This is a genomic window from Phaeobacter sp. QD34_24, assembly GCF_028890115.1.
Taxonomy (GTDB): Bacteria; Pseudomonadota; Alphaproteobacteria; order Rhodobacterales; family Rhodobacteraceae; genus Phycobacter.
Window position 1 is genome coordinate 77,355 of the sequence record NZ_JARCJD010000018.1, and the last position, 15,501, is coordinate 92,855.

Sequence of the window (15,501 nt, forward strand, 5' to 3'; positions counted from 1 at the left end):
TCTGGGGGCAGCGTTATGGCGCTTGCAGCGCCTTTACCTTTGCATCCAGCCAAAGGCGTGCCTGATCGACCCAGGTGACATAGGTGCTGAGATAGGGATCCGCCTGCGGCACGGTTTCGGCGATCTTGGCCGCATTGGTGTAGACCATCAACAGGACCAGGAACAGCAGGATCGTCAGCGAGAACCCGCGTGCAAAGCCGCCCCTGCGCGGGGCGACAGGCGTTTCGGCAGCAGGCTGGGCCGCTGCGGCGCCATCGCTGGCGCGCAGGGTGGAGTTGATCTCTTCGATATCCGGCAGGATGTCGCGGCGCTGGCCGCTTTCCTCTGCCGCCAGTTGACGCGGATCCTGCCCCTGCAGCCGGGCCATGCGATCCTTGGCCTGCCGCGCCCTGAGGGCACTTTCGCTTTCGGGGAGGTCATCAAGACCGAGATTTGGCTGGCTTTCCAGCCCCTCTGACGAGGCAGCTGCAGCGCGCAGACTGGCTTCGCGCTCGGCCTCTTCGCGCAGGATATCCGACAGCGCAGGATCCAACCCCCGCTGGGCACGGGGGGCGGCAGGTTCTGCCACGGGTCCCTCTTCCGGTTCTTCGGCGTGATCCGCCTCTTCTGGATGAGGGGACGCGCTGATCTCTTCCTCGGCCTCATGCGGCGTCAGGTTGCCCTCTGCATCGTCACCCGCGTCGTCGCCGAAATCGTGACTGGCCTCGTGACTGGCATCATGACTGGCGGGGGCCGCGCCTGCGCCCGGTTCAAACCAGGTGGTGCCGCAGTTGGAACATTGCACATCGCGCCCTTCTTCCGGGATAACGTCATCCGGCACTTCGTACTGGGCAGCGCAATTCGGACATGTCAGGCGCATTCAGGCTCTCCTTGGGCCCGGAGTTTTCCGGGTGCCGTTGGGCGGTATTTCCAAATGACCATAGGCAGTTCCGGGGAGTCAAGGAAGGGGCAATTGCAGCCGCGCCCATGGGGGTGGCCCGGCGGGCACGACCGTGATGGACCTTGGGCCATTGAAACTGTCGGTGCTCTGGGGCAAAACGAGCAGGCAGAACCAGGGGGCCGCCGTGATCGAGCTGGACAATGTAGGCTACAATTATGGCGGCGGTGAGCTGCTGAGCAACCTGTCGATCAAACTGGCGCCGGGGTCGTTTCATTTCCTGACCGGCCCGTCCGGGGCCGGCAAGACCACCTTGCTGAAACTCTGCTACGGCGCCTTGACCCCGACCTCGGGCCGGGTGCGGGCCTTCAACATGGATGTCAAAGGGCTGGATCGCGATCAGATGGCGCTGTTGCGGCGCCGGGTGGGGGTGGTGCATCAGGACTGCCGGTTCCTGGATCATCTGCCGGTGATCGAGAATATTGCCCTGCCGCTGATCGTCTCGGGGCGCGATCTGAGCCAGGAAGAGGCCAACCTGCGCGAGCTTCTGAACTGGGTCGGCCTTGCAGAGCGCGCTGACGCGCTGCCGCCGGAACTGTCGGGCGGTGAGCGGCAACGGGCGGCGCTGGCGCGTTCGGTGATCCTGTCGCCGGATGTGATCATCGCGGATGAGCCCACCGGCAATGTGGATTGGGAAATGTCACAACGGCTGCTGCAGCTCCTGGTGGAACTCAATCGGATGGGCAAGACCATCCTGGTGGCCACCCATGATCTGTCGCTGATCCGCGCCGCCAAGAACCAGGTGCAGGCGCGGGTGCTGAGGATCTGGGACAGGCAGCTGCATCTGGCGGGGGCGGACCTATGAGCGCGGACGGTTTTGGCGGGCGCCTGCGGGCGCTGATCATCGGCGATGCCCAGGCTGATCGGGTGGTGCCTCCCAGCGGGTTCACCGCGCAGCTGACGCTGTTTGCCGCCGGGGCGATGGCTTTTCTTGCGGTCTTTGCACTTGCGCTTTCCCTGGCTTCGGGGCGGCTGGCGGATCGCTGGGCGGATGAGCTGGCCCGCGCGGCCACCCTGCGGATCAATGCGCCCGCCGAACAGCGTGCCGCCCAGACCGAGGCGGCGCTGACGATCCTGCGACAAACGCCGGGGGTGGCCTCGGCCCGCGCCTTCACGGCCGAGGAACAGGCAGCCCTGCTGGCACCGTGGTTCGGCGCCACTGTGCCCTTGGATGCCTTGCCGGTGCCGCAGCTGATCGAGGTGATCGAGGATGATCCCGGCTATGATGCAACCGGTCTGCGCCTGCGCCTGCAGGCCGAGGTGCCGGGGGCGGTGCTGGACGATCACACCCGCTGGCGCGAACCCCTGGTGGATGCGGCGCACTCCCTGCGCCTGCTGGCGGTGGTGTCGATCCTGCTGATCACGGGCGCCATGGGGGCGATGATCACCCTGGCCGCCAATGCCGCCCTTGCCGCCAATGCCCAGGTGATCGAGGTGCTGCGCCTTGTCGGGGCGCAGGACAGCTACATCGCCCAGGCCTTTATTCGCCGCTTCACCCTGCGCGCACTTAGCGGCGCCCTGGTGGGCATGGTGTTTGGCATGCTGGGGGTCTGGCTGATGCCTGCCGCCTCCGAAGAGGGGGGCTTTCTGACCGGCCTCGGCTTTCAGGGCTTTGGCTGGCTCCTGCCGCTTGCCATTCCGCTGTTGGGGGCACTTGTGGCCTATGTCGCGACCCGTCGCGCTGCAAAGAAACGTCTGGGGGATCTTACGTGAAAGACGCAATTCAATGGCTGCGCTCGCTGTTCTTCGTGGGCCAGATCTACCTGATGATGCCGATCATCGGCCTTGCCTTCGCACCCTGGGCGATCTTCAGCAAGCGCGGTGCGCGGACCTGCTGCAAGACCTATTCGCGCTGGGTGTTCTGGAGTGCGCGCTGGATGGTCGGCATCCGCTGCGAGGTGCGCGGCACCCCGCCAGAAGGTGAGGCGCTGATCGCGGCGAAGCACCAGTCGTTCCTGGACATCATGATGATCTTCACCGCCCTGCCCACGGCCAAGTTCATCATGAAGAAGGAGATCCTGCGCACGCCGGTGATCGGCCAATATGCCAAGCTGTTGGACTGCGTGGCGGTGGACCGGGGCAAGCGCGGTGCCGCGATCCAGAAGATGGTGGAAGAGGTCCATGCCGGGCGCCAGGAAGCCGGCCAACTGGTGATCTATTCGCAAGGCACCCGCGTCGCCCCGGGCGTGAAGGCCGAATACAAGGTCGGCACCGGCGTTCTGTACGAGCAGCTCGATCAGACCTGCGTGCCGGTGGCCACCAATGTCGGCGTGTTGTGGCCCCGCAAGGGGATCATGCGGCGTCCCGGCGTCGCTGTGGTGGAGTTCCTCGACCCGATCACGCCGGGCATGGAGCGGCAGGAATTCATGAAGATATTGGAAGAACGGGTCGAAGAGCGATCCAATGCATTGATGCGCGAAGCGGGGTTTGATCCGGATGGAGTACATCGAAACACTTGAAGATCTTGAGGCGCTTTACGGGGAACCGGGAGCGCCTTCTTTACGAAAAGTGGCGCGGCGGATGACGCCGCTTTATCGCAAGTGGATCATGGCCTCGCGCCTCTGCGTCCTCTCGACCGTCGGCCCCGAAGGCACCGACGCAAGCCCGCGCGGCGACGATGGCCCCTGTGTTCTGGAACTGGACCCCGGCACCCTGGCGCTGCCCGATTGGCGCGGCAACCAGAGGATCGATTCATTACGCAATGTCGTGCGGGATCCGCGGGTGTCGCTGATGTTCTTTGTGCCGGGATCGAACAATGTGGTGCGCCTCAACGGGCAGGCGCGGATCACCGCCGACGAAACCCTGCGCGCCCGCTTTGACCGGAACGGCAAGCAGCCCGCCACGGTGCTGGTGATTGCCATCGACGAGATCTACAGCCAATGCGCCCGCGCCCTGATGCGGGCAGGCACATGGAGTGCAGGCGATCAAAGCCAGGACCTGCCCAGCATGGGAGAGATCCTCGCCGAGCAGACGAATGGCGAGGAAGGCGGCAAACCCTATGACGATGCCTGGGGGGCACGGGCGGCAAAGACCATGTGGTAGCGGAGCGGACCCTTGAGCCGATATAAAAAAGGGGGCGCCGGTGAAGGCGCCCCCTTTTGCATTCGATATTCCGGCAATCAGCTGTGGATCGCGCCGTCGCCGCAGGCGAGGGCCGCTTCGCGTACCGCTTCGGAATAGGTCGGGTGCGCGTGGCAGGTCAGGGCCAGATCCTCGGCAGAGGCGCCGAATTCCATTGCGACGCAGACCTCGTGGATCAGATCGCCCGCGCCGGGGCCGATGATGGCGGCGCCCAGGATACGGTCGGTTTCCGCGTCTGCGATCAGTTTCACGAAACCTTCGCCCTGGTGCACGGCCTTGGCACGGCCGTTGCCCATGAAGTTGAACTTGCCGACCTTCAGCTTGCGGCCCTCGGCCTTGAGCGCGTCCTCGGTGGCGCCGACGGTGGCAACCTCAGGCGTGGTGTAGACGACGCCGGGAATGACGCCATAGTTCACGTGGCCATGCTTGCCCGCGATCACCTCGGCCACCGCCATGCCTTCGTCTTCGGCCTTGTGGGCCAGCATCGGGCCTTCGATCACGTCGCCGATGGCGTAGATACCTTTGACGTTGGTGGCCCAGTGCGCGTCGGTGGCGATCTGGCCGCGCTCGGTCAGTTTGACACCCAGCGCATCGAGGCCCAGCCCCTCGGCATAGGGTTTGCGGCCCGTTGCAACCAGCACCACATCGGCGTCCAGCCCCTCGGCATCGCCGCCTTTCTTGGGCTGATAGGTCACCTTCGCCTTGGTCTTGCTGGTCTCGACGCCCTGAACGGCGGCGCCCATGATGAAGTTAAGGCCTTGTTTTTCAAGGATACGCTTGAAGGTGCGCTGCACGTCCTTGTCCATGCCGGGGCAGACTGCGTCCATGTACTCGACCACGGTGACCTCGGCGCCCAGGCGGGCATAGACCGAGCCAAGCTCCAGCCCGATGACGCCCGCACCGATGACGACCATCTTTTTCGGGACCTTGGGCAGTTCCAGCGCGCCGGTGCTGTCAACCACGATACCCTTGTCGTTGTCGACCTCGACACCCGGCAGCGAGGAGGGCACCGAACCCGAGGCGATCACGATATTCTTGGCCTCATGCACATCGTCACCGACCTTGACCTGACCGGCCGCGGGGATCGAGGCCCAGCCTTTCAGCCAGTCGATCTTGTTCTTTTTCATCAGGAATTCGACGCCGCCGGTGTTCTGGCCGATGACCTCGTCCTTGTAGGCCTTCATCTGCTTCCAGTCGACAGAGGGGCTTTTGCCTTTCAGACCCATCTTGGCAAAGTTGTGCTCTGCCTCGTGCAGGGAGTGCGTCGCATGCAGCAGCGCCTTGGAGGGGATACAGCCCACGTTGAGGCAGGTGCCGCCAAGGGTTTCGCGCCCTTCGACGATGGCGGTCTTGAGGCCCAGCTGGGCGCAGCGGATGGCGCTGACATAGCCGCCGGGGCCTGCGCCGATGATGATCACGTCATAGGAAGCCATGGGAGGTCCTTTCGTTGAGAATGAGAGTGGGGCCGGGGTGAAAACAGGGGGCGGAAACCGGGGGGGACATCCGTACACCCCCCGTACACCCCCCGTGCACCGGGCGTACACCGCCTGTGCACGGCCCTGGCCCGTGTTCGGGGATATGAGGCAGGGCGCGGACCATCAGATCAGCGCCGCGAGCAGCATCAGAACGGTGGCAAGGAAGCCGACCGACCAGACGACCGACCGCCAGGGCGTGAGGCCAAAGGCATAGGCGGGCACATAAAGCACCCGGCTCAGCAGATAGACCCAGCCGCAGGCGGCGGTGAATTCCGTGGACTGGCCGCCAAGCGTCAGCACCAGGCAGGCGATGGTGAAGAGGATCAGCCCTTCGAAGTGGTTGTTCAGCGCCCGTTGCAAGCGGCCCGCTGTGCCGGTCAGCTGTACCGGCGTGTCACGCGGCCCCATCGCCACCTTGGGGCCGACCTGCCGGTTGGCCGTGATGGAATAGGCAAAGAACTGCAAAACCTGCAGCAGCGCGGCGAGTGTGAGGGCGGTGAGTTCAGCGGTCATTATTGGCCTCTTTCATTGCCCGGCAACGCCGGGCAGCGCCCGACCCTCCCCCCGGGAGGGCGCTTTCGCACCCACCCAGGGTCGGGCGCTGCCCTATGTTTCTTACAGATCCATCAGCAGACGGCGGGGATCTTCCAGCGCTTCCTTGACGCGCACCAGGAAGGTCACGGCGCCTTTGCCGTCGACGATGCGGTGGTCATAGCTGAGCGCCAGATACATCATCGGGCGGATCACCACCTGGCCATTGATGGCCATCGGACGGTCCTGGATCTTGTGCATGCCCAAGATACCCGACTGCGGCGGGTTCAGGATGGGCGAGGACATCAAGGAGCCATAGACACCGCCGTTGGAGATGGTGAAGGTGCCGCCCTGCATTTCCGCCATCGAGAGCTTGCCGTCACGGGCGCGCTTGCCCTTCTCGGCGATCGCCTTTTCGATCTCGGCAAAGGACATCGAATCCGCATCGCGGATCACCGGAACCACAAGGCCGGTGGGGGTGCCGGCGGCAACGCCCATATGCACGAAGTTCTTGTAGACGATGTCGGTGCCGTCGATCTCGGCGTTGACCTCGGGGACTTCCTTCAGCGCGTGGCAGCAGGCCTTGGTGAAGAAGGACATGAAGCCCAGACGCACGCCGTGCTTCTTCTCGAACTGGTCCTTGTACTCCTTACGCAGGGCCATCACCTCGGTCATGTCCACCTCGTTGTAGGTGGTTAGCATGGCGGCGGTGTTCTGGCTGTCTTTCAGGCGCTTGGCGATGGTCTGGCGCAGGCGGGTCATCTTGACCCGTTCCTCGCGGGCGGCATCGTCGGCTGCGACCGGCGCGCGCGGGGCGGCGGGGGCAGGGGCCGGTGCGGGCGCAGCAGCGGCTGCGGCCACGGCGCGGGCGACGTCATCCTTCATGATGCGGCCATCGCGGCCGGTGCCTTGAACGTTTGCGGCAGAGATCCCGGCTTCGGCCATGGCCTTTTCCGCCGATGGCGCATTGGCGACGTCCTTGGCCGCGGCGGCAGGCGCCGCAGCAGCAGCGGGCGCAGCAGCCGGGGCCGCCGCCACCGCTGCCCCGGAGCCGGAGATCACGCCGAGTTTCGCCGAAGCATCAACCGTGGTGCCTTCGGGCGCGGTGATTTCCGCGAGAACGCCAGCGACGGGCGCGGGCACTTCGACCGAGACCTTGTCGGTTTCCAGCTCACACAGCATCTCGTCCTGCGCGACCGCGTCGCCGACCTTCTTGAACCAGGTGGAGACGGTCGCCTCAGACACGGATTCACCCAGGGTGGGCACCATCACGTCGGTGGCGCCGCCTGCATCGCCTGCGGGCGCAGCCGCGGCAGCGGGTGCGGCAGGCGCCGGGGACGCTGCGGCTGCGGCGCCGGCCTCGGTGATTGTGGCGAGGAGCGCATCGACGCCGACGGTATCGCCTTCGCTGGCGACGATTTCGCCCAGGGTGCCGGCGGCGGGGGCGGGCACTTCGACGGTGACCTTGTCGGTCTCCAGCTCGCAGAGCATTTCATCCACGGCAACCGCATCGCCAGGCTTCTTGAACCAGGTGGCCACGGTGGCTTCGGTGACGGATTCACCCAGGGTGGGTACGCGCACTTCAGTGGTCATGTGTCTCTTCCTCAGATGCTCAGCGCTTCATTCACAAGCGCGGCTTGTTGGGCTTTGTGTTGGCTGGCTAGGCCCGTCGCGGGCGAAGCCGATGTGGCGCGGCCGACATATGTGGGCCGGGTGTGCTTGGCCTTGATGCGGGTCAGCACCCATTCGATATTGGGTTCGATGAAGGTCCAGGCGCCCTGGTTCTTGGGCTCTTCCTGGCACCAGACGACCTCGGCATCCTTGAAGCGTTCGAGTTCCTTGACCAGCGAGATCGCCGGGAAGGGGTAATACTGTTCGATCCGCATCAGGTAGATGTCGTCGATGCCGCGGGCGTCGCGCTCTTCCAGGAGGTCATAGTAGACCTTGCCCGAACACAGCACGACGCGCTTGATTTTGTCATCGGCGACCAGCTTGGTGTCCGAATTGCCCTGCTGGGCATCATCCCACAGCACCCGGTGGAAGCTCGACCCGGTGGTGAACTCCTCGGCCTTGCTGATCGCCAGCTTGTGGCGCAGCAGGGATTTCGGGGTCACCAGGATCAGAGGCTTGCGGAAGGTGCGGTGCAGCTGACGGCGCAGGATGTGGAAATAGTTCGCAGGCGTGGTGCAGTTGGCAACGATCCAGTTGTCCTGACCACACATCTGCAGGAAGCGCTCCAGGCGCGCCGAGGAGTGCTCGGGGCCCTGGCCTTCGAAACCATGCGGCAGCAGGCAGACAAGGCCCGACATCCGCAGCCATTTGCTTTCGCCCGAGGAAATGAACTGGTCGAACATGATCTGCGCGCCGTTGGCGAAATCGCCGAACTGGGCTTCCCAGAGCGTCAGCGCATTGGGTTCCGCCAGCGAATAGCCATATTCAAAACCCAGAACCGCGTATTCCGACAGGGCGGAGTCGATGACTTCATACTGCGACTGACCCGCGCGGATGTTGTTGAGCGGGTAATAGCGTTCCTCGGTTTCCTGGTTCACGATGCCGGAGTGGCGCTGCGAGAAGGTGCCGCGGGTACTGTCCTGGCCGGCCAGGCGCACCGGGAACCCCTCGGTCAGAAGCGAGCCATAGGCCAGCGCTTCACCGGTGGCCCAGTCGATGCCGCTACCGGTTTCGAACATCTTGGCGCGGGTATCGAGGAACCGGCCGATGGTCTTATGCACCGGGAAGCCTTCGGGCAGGCGGGTCAGGGCCGCGCCGACCTCGTCAAAGGTTTCCTGGGCGATGGCGGTCTTGCCGCGCTGGTACTTGTTTTCTTTCTGGCGATCGAGGTGCGACCAGCGCCCATCCAGCCAGTCGGCCTTGTTGGGTTTGTAGTCCTTGCCGGCCTCGAATTCCTCGTTCAGCTTGGCCTGGAAGGCCGCCTTCATGTCCTCGATCTCGCCCTCGGGGATCAGACCGTCCTTGACCAGACGCTCGGTATAGAGGCTGAGCGTGGTCTTGTGGCCCTTGATGCTCTTGTACATCAAGGGGTTGGTGAACATGGGCTCGTCGCCCTCGTTGTGACCGAAGCGGCGGTAGCAGAACATGTCGATGACCACGTCCTTGCCGAACTTCTGGCGGAACTCGGTCGCCACCTTGGCCGCGTGCACCACCGCCTCGGGGTCGTCACCGTTGACGTGGAAGATCGGCGCCTCGACCACCAGCGCGTTGTCGGTGGGATAGGGCGAGGAGCGCGAGAAATGCGGTGCGGTGGTGAAGCCGATCTGGTTGTTCACCACGATATGGATGGTGCCGCCGGTCTTGTGACCGCGCAGGCCCGACAGGGCGAAACATTCCGCCACAACACCCTGACCGGCAAAGGCCGCATCGCCGTGCAACAGGATCGGCATCACCTTGGTGCGGGAGGGGTCGTTCTTCTGGTCCTGCTTGGCGCGGACCTTGCCCAGAACCACCGGGTTCACCGCCTCCAGGTGCGAGGGGTTGGCGGTCAGGCTGAGGTGCACCTCGTTGCCGTCGAATTCGCGGTCGGAAGAGGCACCGAGGTGATATTTCACATCGCCCGATCCATCCACGTCCTCGGGCTTGAAGCTGCCGCCCTGGAATTCGTTGAAGATGGCGCGATAGGGTTTCTGCATCACATTGGCCAGAACCGACAGGCGGCCCCGGTGCGGCATGCCGATGACGATTTCCTCGACACCCAGATTGCCGCCGCGCTTGATGATCTGCTCCATCGCCGGGATCAGGCTTTCGCCGCCATCAAGGCCGAAGCGCTTGGTGCCCATGTATTTGACGTGCAGGAACTTTTCGAAGCCCTCGGCCTCGACCATCTTGTTCAGGATCGCCTTGCGGCCCTCGCGGGTGAAGGTGATTTCCTTGTCATAGCCCTCGATCCGCTCTTTCAGCCAGCTGGCCTGTTCGGGGTCGGAGATATGCATGTACTGCAGCGCAAAGGTGCCGCAGTAGGTCCGCTTCACGATGTCCACGATCTGGCGCATGGTGGCGACCTGAAGCCCCAGCACGTTGTCGATGAAGATCGGGCGATCCATGTCGGCTTCCATGAAGCCATAGCTCTTGGGATCCAGCTCGGGGTGAGGCTCATCGGCGCGCATCCCCAGCGGGTCCAGATCAGCGGCCAGGTGACCGCGGATCCGGTAGGCGCGGATCAGCATCAGCGCGCGGACCGAGTCCAGAACCGCGCGCTGGATCTGCTCGTCCGAGACCTCGACACCGGCCTTGGCGGCCTTTTCGGCGATCTTCTTGCCTGCGGCCTTGGTTTCCACGGGGGTCGGCCATTCGCCGGTCAGGGCGGCGGTCAGATCGTCATTCGGCGCAGGCGGCCAGTCGCCCCGCGCCCAGGAAGGGCCCTGGGCCTCTGCTTTCACGTCAAGCTCGGCATCGCCCATTTGGCGGAAGAACTCGGCCCAGGCGGCATCCACCGCGCTGGGGTCATTGGCATACTGGGCATAAAGCTGCTCAAGATACTCCGCATTGTGTCCCTGCATGAAGGAGGACGCATGGAAGAGATCGTTGGGGCTTTGTTCGGTCATTTGGGTGCCTCTTGTGGGTTCGGACCGTGTACGTCGTGACCTTTGGTCATTCGGGGCAGACTGGCGCTTGGAGGTTTCCGAAAGGTGAAACCGGAAGGGGACTCTGCTGCAAAAACTGCCCAAGGGGCCGCCTTTGCAACACAGTCCGGGTGAAACGGCCGGGTGAGGGGGCCGGGAAAACGGGAGGTGTTCAAATCCTGGATGGGGCGCACATGCAGTGCGGCGCCCGACCTTCCGATTGGGAAGGTCGGGCGCTGCCCGTGGCTGATATGATCAGCCACAGTCATCTTAGCCCAGCTCGATCGCTTTCAGCACCGCTTCACCGAGGCCCGCCGGGCTGTCGGCGACCACGATACCGGCCGATTTCATGGCTTCGATCTTGTCCTCGGCGCCGCCCTTGCCGCCGGCGACAATCGCGCCCGCGTGGCCCATGCGGCGGCCCGGAGGGGCGGTGCGGCCTGCGATGAAGCCAGCGGTCGGCTTCCAGCGGCCCTTTTTCTTCTGCTCGGCGAGGAAGGCGGCTGCTTCCTCTTCGGCAGAGCCGCCGATCTCACCGATCATGATGATCGAGGTGGTTTCGTCATCGTCCAGGAACATGTCGAGCACGTCGATATGCTCGGTGCCCTTGATGGGGTCACCGCCGATGCCCACTGCGGTGGACTGGCCGAGGCCGATATCGGACGTCTGTTTCACGGCTTCATAAGTTAGGGTACCCGAGCGGCTCACAACACCCACGCTCCCGCGTTTGTGAATGTGGCCGGGCATGATGCCGATCTTGCAGGCGTCGGGCGTGATGACACCGGGGCAGTTCGGGCCGATGAGGCGCGATGCGGAGCCTTCCAGCGCGCGCTGCACCTTCATCATGTCCAGAACCGGGATGCCTTCGGTGATGCAGACGATCAGCTCCATCTCGGCGTCGATGGCTTCAAGGATCGAGTCGGCTGCAAAGGGGGGCGGCACGTAGATGACGGATGCATTGGCTTCTGTCACGTGCTTGGCCTCGTGGACCGAGTTGAAGACCGGCAGGCCCAGGTGGTCCTGGCCGCCCTTGCCGGGGGTCACGCCGCCGACCATCTTGGTGCCATAGGCGATGGCCTGTTCAGAGTGGAAGGTGCCCTGCGAGCCGGTGAAGCCCTGACAGATGACCTTGGTGTTTTCGTCGATGAGGACTGCCATTTGGCGTTCTCCTTAGAATTCTGAGCTTTGGGGAAAGGTGGGTTGTCACCCACCCCAAGGATTAGCCTTTGACGGCTTTCACGATCTTCTCGGCGCCGTCGGACAGGTTGTCTGCCGCGATCACGTCCAGGCCGGAGGTGTTGATGATCTCCTTGCCCGCTTCGACGTTGGTGCCTTCCAGGCGCACGACCAGCGGAACCTTGAGGCCGACTTCCTTCACCGCGGCGACCACGCCCTCGGCGATGACGTCGCAGCGCATGATGCCGCCGAAGATGTTGACCAGGATGCCTTTGACGTTGGGGTCAGAGGTGATGATCTTGAAGGCTTCGGTCACTTTCTCCTTGGTGGCGCCGCCGCCCACATCGAGGAAGTTCGCAGGCTCGGCACCATAGAGCTTGATAATGTCCATGGTGGCCATCGCCAGACCCGCACCGTTCACCATGCAGCCGATCTCACCGTCCAGCGCGATGTAGTTCAGGTCGTACTTGGAGGCTTCCAGTTCCTTGGGGTCTTCCTCGGTGGTGTCGCGCAGCTCGGCGATATCGGGGTGGCGGTAGACCGCGTTGCCGTCGAAACCGACCTTGGCGTCCAGCACCTTCAGATCGCCGCTATCGGTCACGATCAGCGGGTTGATCTCCAGCATCTCCATGTCTTTTTCGACGAAGGCCTTGTAGAGCTGACCCATCAGCTGCACGCACTGCTTGACCTGCGCGCCCTTGAGGCCCAGCGAAAACGCGATGCGGCGGCCGTGGAAGGCCTGGTAGCCGGTGGCCGGGTCAACCGAGAAGGACAGGATCTTTTCCGGGGTCTCTGCCGCGACTTCCTCGATGTCCATGCCGCCCTCGGTGGAGCAGACGAAGGAGATGCGCGAGGTCTGACGATCCACCAGCAGCGCCAGGTACAGCTCGGTCTCGATGCCGGAGCCGGCTTCGATGTAGATGCGGTTGACCTGCTTGCCCGCCGGGCCGGTCTGGTGGGTCACAAGGGTGCGGCCCAGCATCTTCTTGGCTTCCTCGGCGGCTTCCTCGACCGATTTGGTCAGGCGCACGCCGCCTTTTTCACCGGCGTCGGCTTCCTTGAAGGAGCCCTTGCCGCGGCCGCCCGCGTGGATCTGCGCCTTCACCACCCAAAGCGGGCCGTCAAGCTCGCCCGCGGCGGTTTTGGCTTCGTCTGCTTTCAGCACAACGCGCCCGTCCGAAACCGGAGCGCCATAGCTGCGCAGGAGGGCCTTGGCCTGATATTCGTGGATGTTCATGAGAAACTGTCCCGTCTGGCTAATTTTGTCTTTGGTATAACGCCGTCATAGGGCAAAGGATTAAAGGGTTTTTTGATCGCTGTCCGGGAAATGATGAAGATTTTTCGGTTTTGTGATCACACGTTTGAAAAGCGTGATCACAAATTTCGTCACCCAGTCGATTGATTCGAGTGCCGCCTCGAATTTTATTCAAATCATCGAATGTTGTCAGGCGTTGCGCCAATGCCCGGTGGCTGCGGTTTGCCGCCTGCGTGCTGAGTGCTGGCTGATCTGGGAAATGGCCAGGTGGGCGGGCGGCGGATCTTGCACGAAAAGGGCCCCATCCGGGACAGGATGAGGCCCGATTTTCCCGGTTCCGGAGGCGGGCTCAGCCTGCGGCCAAGGCCTGCCCTGTGGCTGCGGTCTTGCCCTGCCGCATCAGGGCCAGCGCGCCAAGGCCAAGCGCCCATTCGATCGCCGTGACGGTGACCAGCGTTGCATCCGGCGCGCCGTCCAGCGCGATGCTGACGATACGGCCCAGACCGTAGCCCAGGTAGATCAGCGCAGAGAGCTGCAGCGCAGGCCGGATCTGGTTGCCCCGCAGCGCGGCCCAAAGCACGAAGACGCCCGAAAGAAGCAAGAGCATTCCGCCCGCCCGCAGATCGGATCGGATCAGCACGGAGTCCTGCAGGACCTGCCCCGAACTGGCGTAAAGCACTTCGGGCGCGAAGCTGAGCATGACGCCCACCAGGAGCAGAACGGCGGCAGAGAGAAACAGGAAGGGTTTGATGAGATAGGACATGGTTTCGATCGCTTTACATTGTGTAAGATTGCTGATTGGGTGGCTCAAAATCTTACGTCGAGTCAAGCAAAATCTTACATCATGTCAAATAAGCGCGAAAAAACCCGTCACCTGCTGCTGGATACGGTTCTGTCCCTGCTGCTTGCGCCCGAAGGATCGCCGCTGCGGATGATCGACGTGGCTCGGGCGGCGGGCGTCACCCGGCAGACGGTCTATGATCACTTCTCCAACCGCTCGGACATGCTGATCGCGGCGATCCTGCATTTTGGCGACAGGCTGGACATCGACGCGAGGCTGGCCCCCAGCCGCGATGCGCCGGACGGCAAAAGCCGTCTTGCGGCCTATACCCGCGCAATGCTGGAATTTTACCCGCAGATCTACCCGCTGAAACAGGCGCTGATGGCGATGGGGCAGGGCGATGAAGAGGCGAAATCCGCCTGGGCCAACCGTATGGGCGCCATGAAGGACGGCTGCCTTGCGGCGGTTGAGGCGCTGCAGGCGGACGGGGATCTGCTGGACCATCTGACGGTGGATCGGGCGGCGGATCTGTATCTTGCGCTATTGAACATGGACAGCTGGGCGGCCTGCGTCTTGGACAGCGGCTGGGGTGCCGAGGAGTATCTAATGGAAATGCAGCGGGTGATTTCCCTGGCGCTGGTCAAAGACTGAATGGGTAAGAAAAGGTCTTGTCTGCAAGGCGTTGGTCCGGTTTGAGCCCATTTCAACGGATGTTGCGGCCCGCATCAATGACCGCATTGTTAGCAGTCCACAAGATACCCGCTGCCTATGTGTCAATACCATGCCTAGGCCACGTAGTATGAGTGACTCGTATCGGACGTCACCGTGTACTAGTTAGCTTCGATCTTGTCGAAAAACACTCCGTGTTTGGCTTGCCACTTTGGCGTCATGGCAACATTTCCCAACAGTATGCCTGCATCTAAGCTGAGCAAAGCCTCTTCGTTTATCGGATCGCCATTGTTTCGATCTATGGTTTTGCGCACCACCATAACGCTATAGCGACAGCCAGCTATTTCTAAATAGGTCTTTCTGATCGTCTCGATCACGTACGTACCACGGTCGACCTCGTTCCCATTTACAAGGATAGCAACGGGAAAACTGTAGGACTTGCCCGCTTTTCCCAACTCAGACCGCTTTACATCTGCGTTTATCTTTAACTGGACGCGGCTGGATGAGGATTTGCGGTCAACCGGCACCACGCCATTCCAATATGTCGTGATAACTGTTTCTACTTTGCCGCTTCTGATCATCTCTCTTTGTTCAAGGACGGTACCGTCGTCAAAAACCGTATTTGTAACGGTGAAGCGTGGCTCTTCACGTGTGAGGTTGAACGAGCTGCCCTTTGTGAGGTCGATGCAGTTCGAAAGAGCTGGACCAGCCACAAGCGCCAAAAGTGCACTAACACATAGGTTTATCAGAGGTCGCATTTTCACCTTCTCCCCGACGGCTCTTCTCAAGTAACCCGTGGAAAGCTAGTCGTAGTTCTTGGTAATTGGTAGGTATTAGTTGTTTCTGATAATGATCAGCCCCCAAGCTTTTGGTCCGAACTTCTGTCGCCGAATGCATCAAAACAGTCGTTGGCACCGTCGCGGCGAAAGTCGGCTTCGTCCGGAGGCTGTGTGAAAACTCCCTTGCTGATCTGAATGATGGTATGATTTCTGCATTCGGTGCGGAGGCATTTTATGGGT

At 62.7% G+C, this 15,501-nt stretch carries 14 protein-coding genes; 5 read left to right on the forward strand and 9 right to left on the reverse strand.

Annotation, left to right across the window (positions count from 1 at the left end):
- Positions 1-13 precede the first annotated feature (13 nt).
- Positions 14-859, reverse strand: a complete 846-nt coding sequence (locus PXK07_RS14895; protein WP_274849127.1) for a zinc-ribbon domain-containing protein — start codon at positions 857-859, stop codon at positions 14-16.
- Positions 860-1,064: 205 nt separating this feature from the next.
- Between PXK07_RS14895 and PXK07_RS14900 the strand changes: the two genes are divergently transcribed.
- From PXK07_RS14900 to PXK07_RS14915, 4 genes are read left to right on the forward strand one after another with little or no spacing between them, the layout of a single operon-like run.
- Complete coding sequence (locus PXK07_RS14900; protein WP_274849142.1) at positions 1,065-1,742, forward strand: cell division ATP-binding protein FtsE; 678 nt, start codon at positions 1,065-1,067, stop codon at positions 1,740-1,742.
- Positions 1,739-2,650, forward strand: coding sequence for a cell division protein FtsX (locus tag PXK07_RS14905; protein ID WP_274849128.1), 912 nt, complete (start codon positions 1,739-1,741; stop codon positions 2,648-2,650). Before PXK07_RS14900 ends, PXK07_RS14905 begins: the two co-directional genes overlap by 4 nt.
- Positions 2,647-3,396, forward strand: a complete 750-nt coding sequence (locus PXK07_RS14910) for a lysophospholipid acyltransferase family protein (RefSeq protein WP_274849129.1) — start codon at positions 2,647-2,649, stop codon at positions 3,394-3,396. The genes PXK07_RS14905 and PXK07_RS14910 overlap by 4 nt, the downstream gene beginning before the upstream one ends.
- Complete coding sequence (locus PXK07_RS14915; RefSeq protein ID WP_274849130.1) at positions 3,374-3,979, forward strand: pyridoxamine 5'-phosphate oxidase family protein; 606 nt, start codon at positions 3,374-3,376, stop codon at positions 3,977-3,979. Before PXK07_RS14910 ends, PXK07_RS14915 begins: the two co-directional genes overlap by 23 nt.
- A 77-nt stretch (positions 3,980-4,056) precedes the next feature.
- On the opposite strand, the gene lpdA is transcribed toward PXK07_RS14915, so the two are convergent.
- The 7 genes from lpdA to PXK07_RS14950 form a co-directional block, all read right to left on the reverse strand.
- Positions 4,057-5,451 carry a dihydrolipoyl dehydrogenase gene (gene lpdA / locus PXK07_RS14920; protein WP_274849131.1) on the reverse strand — a complete coding sequence of 465 codons (1,395 nt, stop codon included), beginning with the start codon at positions 5,449-5,451 and terminating at the stop codon, positions 4,057-4,059.
- A 165-nt stretch (positions 5,452-5,616) separates the two neighbouring features.
- Positions 5,617-6,006, reverse strand: a complete 390-nt coding sequence (locus PXK07_RS14925) for an MAPEG family protein (protein ID WP_274849132.1) — start codon at positions 6,004-6,006, stop codon at positions 5,617-5,619.
- Positions 6,007-6,108: 102 nt separating this feature from the next.
- A complete protein-coding gene (gene odhB / locus PXK07_RS14930) occupies positions 6,109-7,617 on the reverse strand; it encodes a 2-oxoglutarate dehydrogenase complex dihydrolipoyllysine-residue succinyltransferase (RefSeq protein WP_274849133.1) in 1,509 nt (502 codons plus the stop codon).
- An 11-nt stretch (positions 7,618-7,628) separates the two neighbouring features.
- Positions 7,629-10,583, reverse strand: coding sequence for a 2-oxoglutarate dehydrogenase E1 component (locus PXK07_RS14935; protein ID WP_274849134.1), 2,955 nt, complete (start codon positions 10,581-10,583; stop codon positions 7,629-7,631).
- Between the two features lie 288 nt (positions 10,584-10,871).
- Entirely contained in the window at positions 10,872-11,759 is an 888-nt protein-coding gene (sucD, locus tag PXK07_RS14940; protein ID WP_274849135.1) for a succinate--CoA ligase subunit alpha, read from the reverse strand.
- Between the two features lie 61 nt (positions 11,760-11,820).
- The gene (gene sucC, locus PXK07_RS14945) at positions 11,821-13,014 is read right to left on the reverse strand and encodes an ADP-forming succinate--CoA ligase subunit beta (RefSeq protein WP_274849136.1); all 1,194 of its coding nucleotides are present in this window, start codon (positions 13,012-13,014) and stop codon (positions 11,821-11,823) included.
- 367 nt (positions 13,015-13,381) lie between these two features.
- The gene (locus PXK07_RS14950) at positions 13,382-13,795 is read right to left on the reverse strand and encodes a DUF4345 domain-containing protein (protein ID WP_274849137.1); all 414 of its coding nucleotides are present in this window, start codon (positions 13,793-13,795) and stop codon (positions 13,382-13,384) included.
- Positions 13,796-13,876: 81 nt separating this feature from the next.
- Here PXK07_RS14950 and PXK07_RS14955 point away from each other — a divergent pair, with 81 nt between their 5' ends.
- A complete protein-coding gene (locus tag PXK07_RS14955) occupies positions 13,877-14,464 on the forward strand; it encodes a TetR/AcrR family transcriptional regulator (RefSeq protein WP_274849138.1) in 588 nt (195 codons plus the stop codon).
- Between the two features lie 179 nt (positions 14,465-14,643).
- Here PXK07_RS14955 and PXK07_RS14960 read toward each other — a convergent pair whose 3' ends face one another.
- Positions 14,644-15,240: a hypothetical protein gene (locus tag PXK07_RS14960; protein ID WP_274849139.1), complete on the reverse strand. Its 597-nt coding sequence runs from the start codon at positions 15,238-15,240 to the stop codon at positions 14,644-14,646.
- Between the last annotated feature and the right edge of the window lie 261 nt (positions 15,241-15,501).

Bases quoted from the DNA above. Each gene is read 5' to 3' on its own strand.
- PXK07_RS14895 (WP_274849127.1), bottom strand. From the start codon at position 859: ATGCGCCTGACATGTCCGAATTGCGCTGCCCAGTACGAAGTGCCGGAT.
- PXK07_RS14905 (WP_274849128.1), top strand. From the start codon at position 1,739: ATGAGCGCGGACGGTTTTGGCGGGCGCCTGCGGGCGCTGATCATCGGC.
- PXK07_RS14915 (WP_274849130.1), top strand. From the start codon at position 3,374: ATGGAGTACATCGAAACACTTGAAGATCTTGAGGCGCTTTACGGGGAA.
- lpdA (WP_274849131.1), bottom strand. From the start codon at position 5,451: ATGGCTTCCTATGACGTGATCATCATCGGCGCAGGCCCCGGCGGCTAT.
- PXK07_RS14925 (WP_274849132.1), bottom strand. From the start codon at position 6,006: ATGACCGCTGAACTCACCGCCCTCACACTCGCCGCGCTGCTGCAGGTT.
- odhB (WP_274849133.1), bottom strand. From the start codon at position 7,617: ATGACCACTGAAGTGCGCGTACCCACCCTGGGTGAATCCGTCACCGAA.
- PXK07_RS14935 (WP_274849134.1), bottom strand. From the start codon at position 10,583: ATGACCGAACAAAGCCCCAACGATCTCTTCCATGCGTCCTCCTTCATG.
- sucD (WP_274849135.1), bottom strand. From the start codon at position 11,759: ATGGCAGTCCTCATCGACGAAAACACCAAGGTCATCTGTCAGGGCTTC.
- sucC (WP_274849136.1), bottom strand. From the start codon at position 13,014: ATGAACATCCACGAATATCAGGCCAAGGCCCTCCTGCGCAGCTATGGC.
- PXK07_RS14950 (WP_274849137.1), bottom strand. From the start codon at position 13,795: ATGTCCTATCTCATCAAACCCTTCCTGTTTCTCTCTGCCGCCGTTCTG.
- PXK07_RS14955 (WP_274849138.1), top strand. From the start codon at position 13,877: ATGTCAAATAAGCGCGAAAAAACCCGTCACCTGCTGCTGGATACGGTT.
- PXK07_RS14960 (WP_274849139.1), bottom strand. From the start codon at position 15,240: ATGCGACCTCTGATAAACCTATGTGTTAGTGCACTTTTGGCGCTTGTG.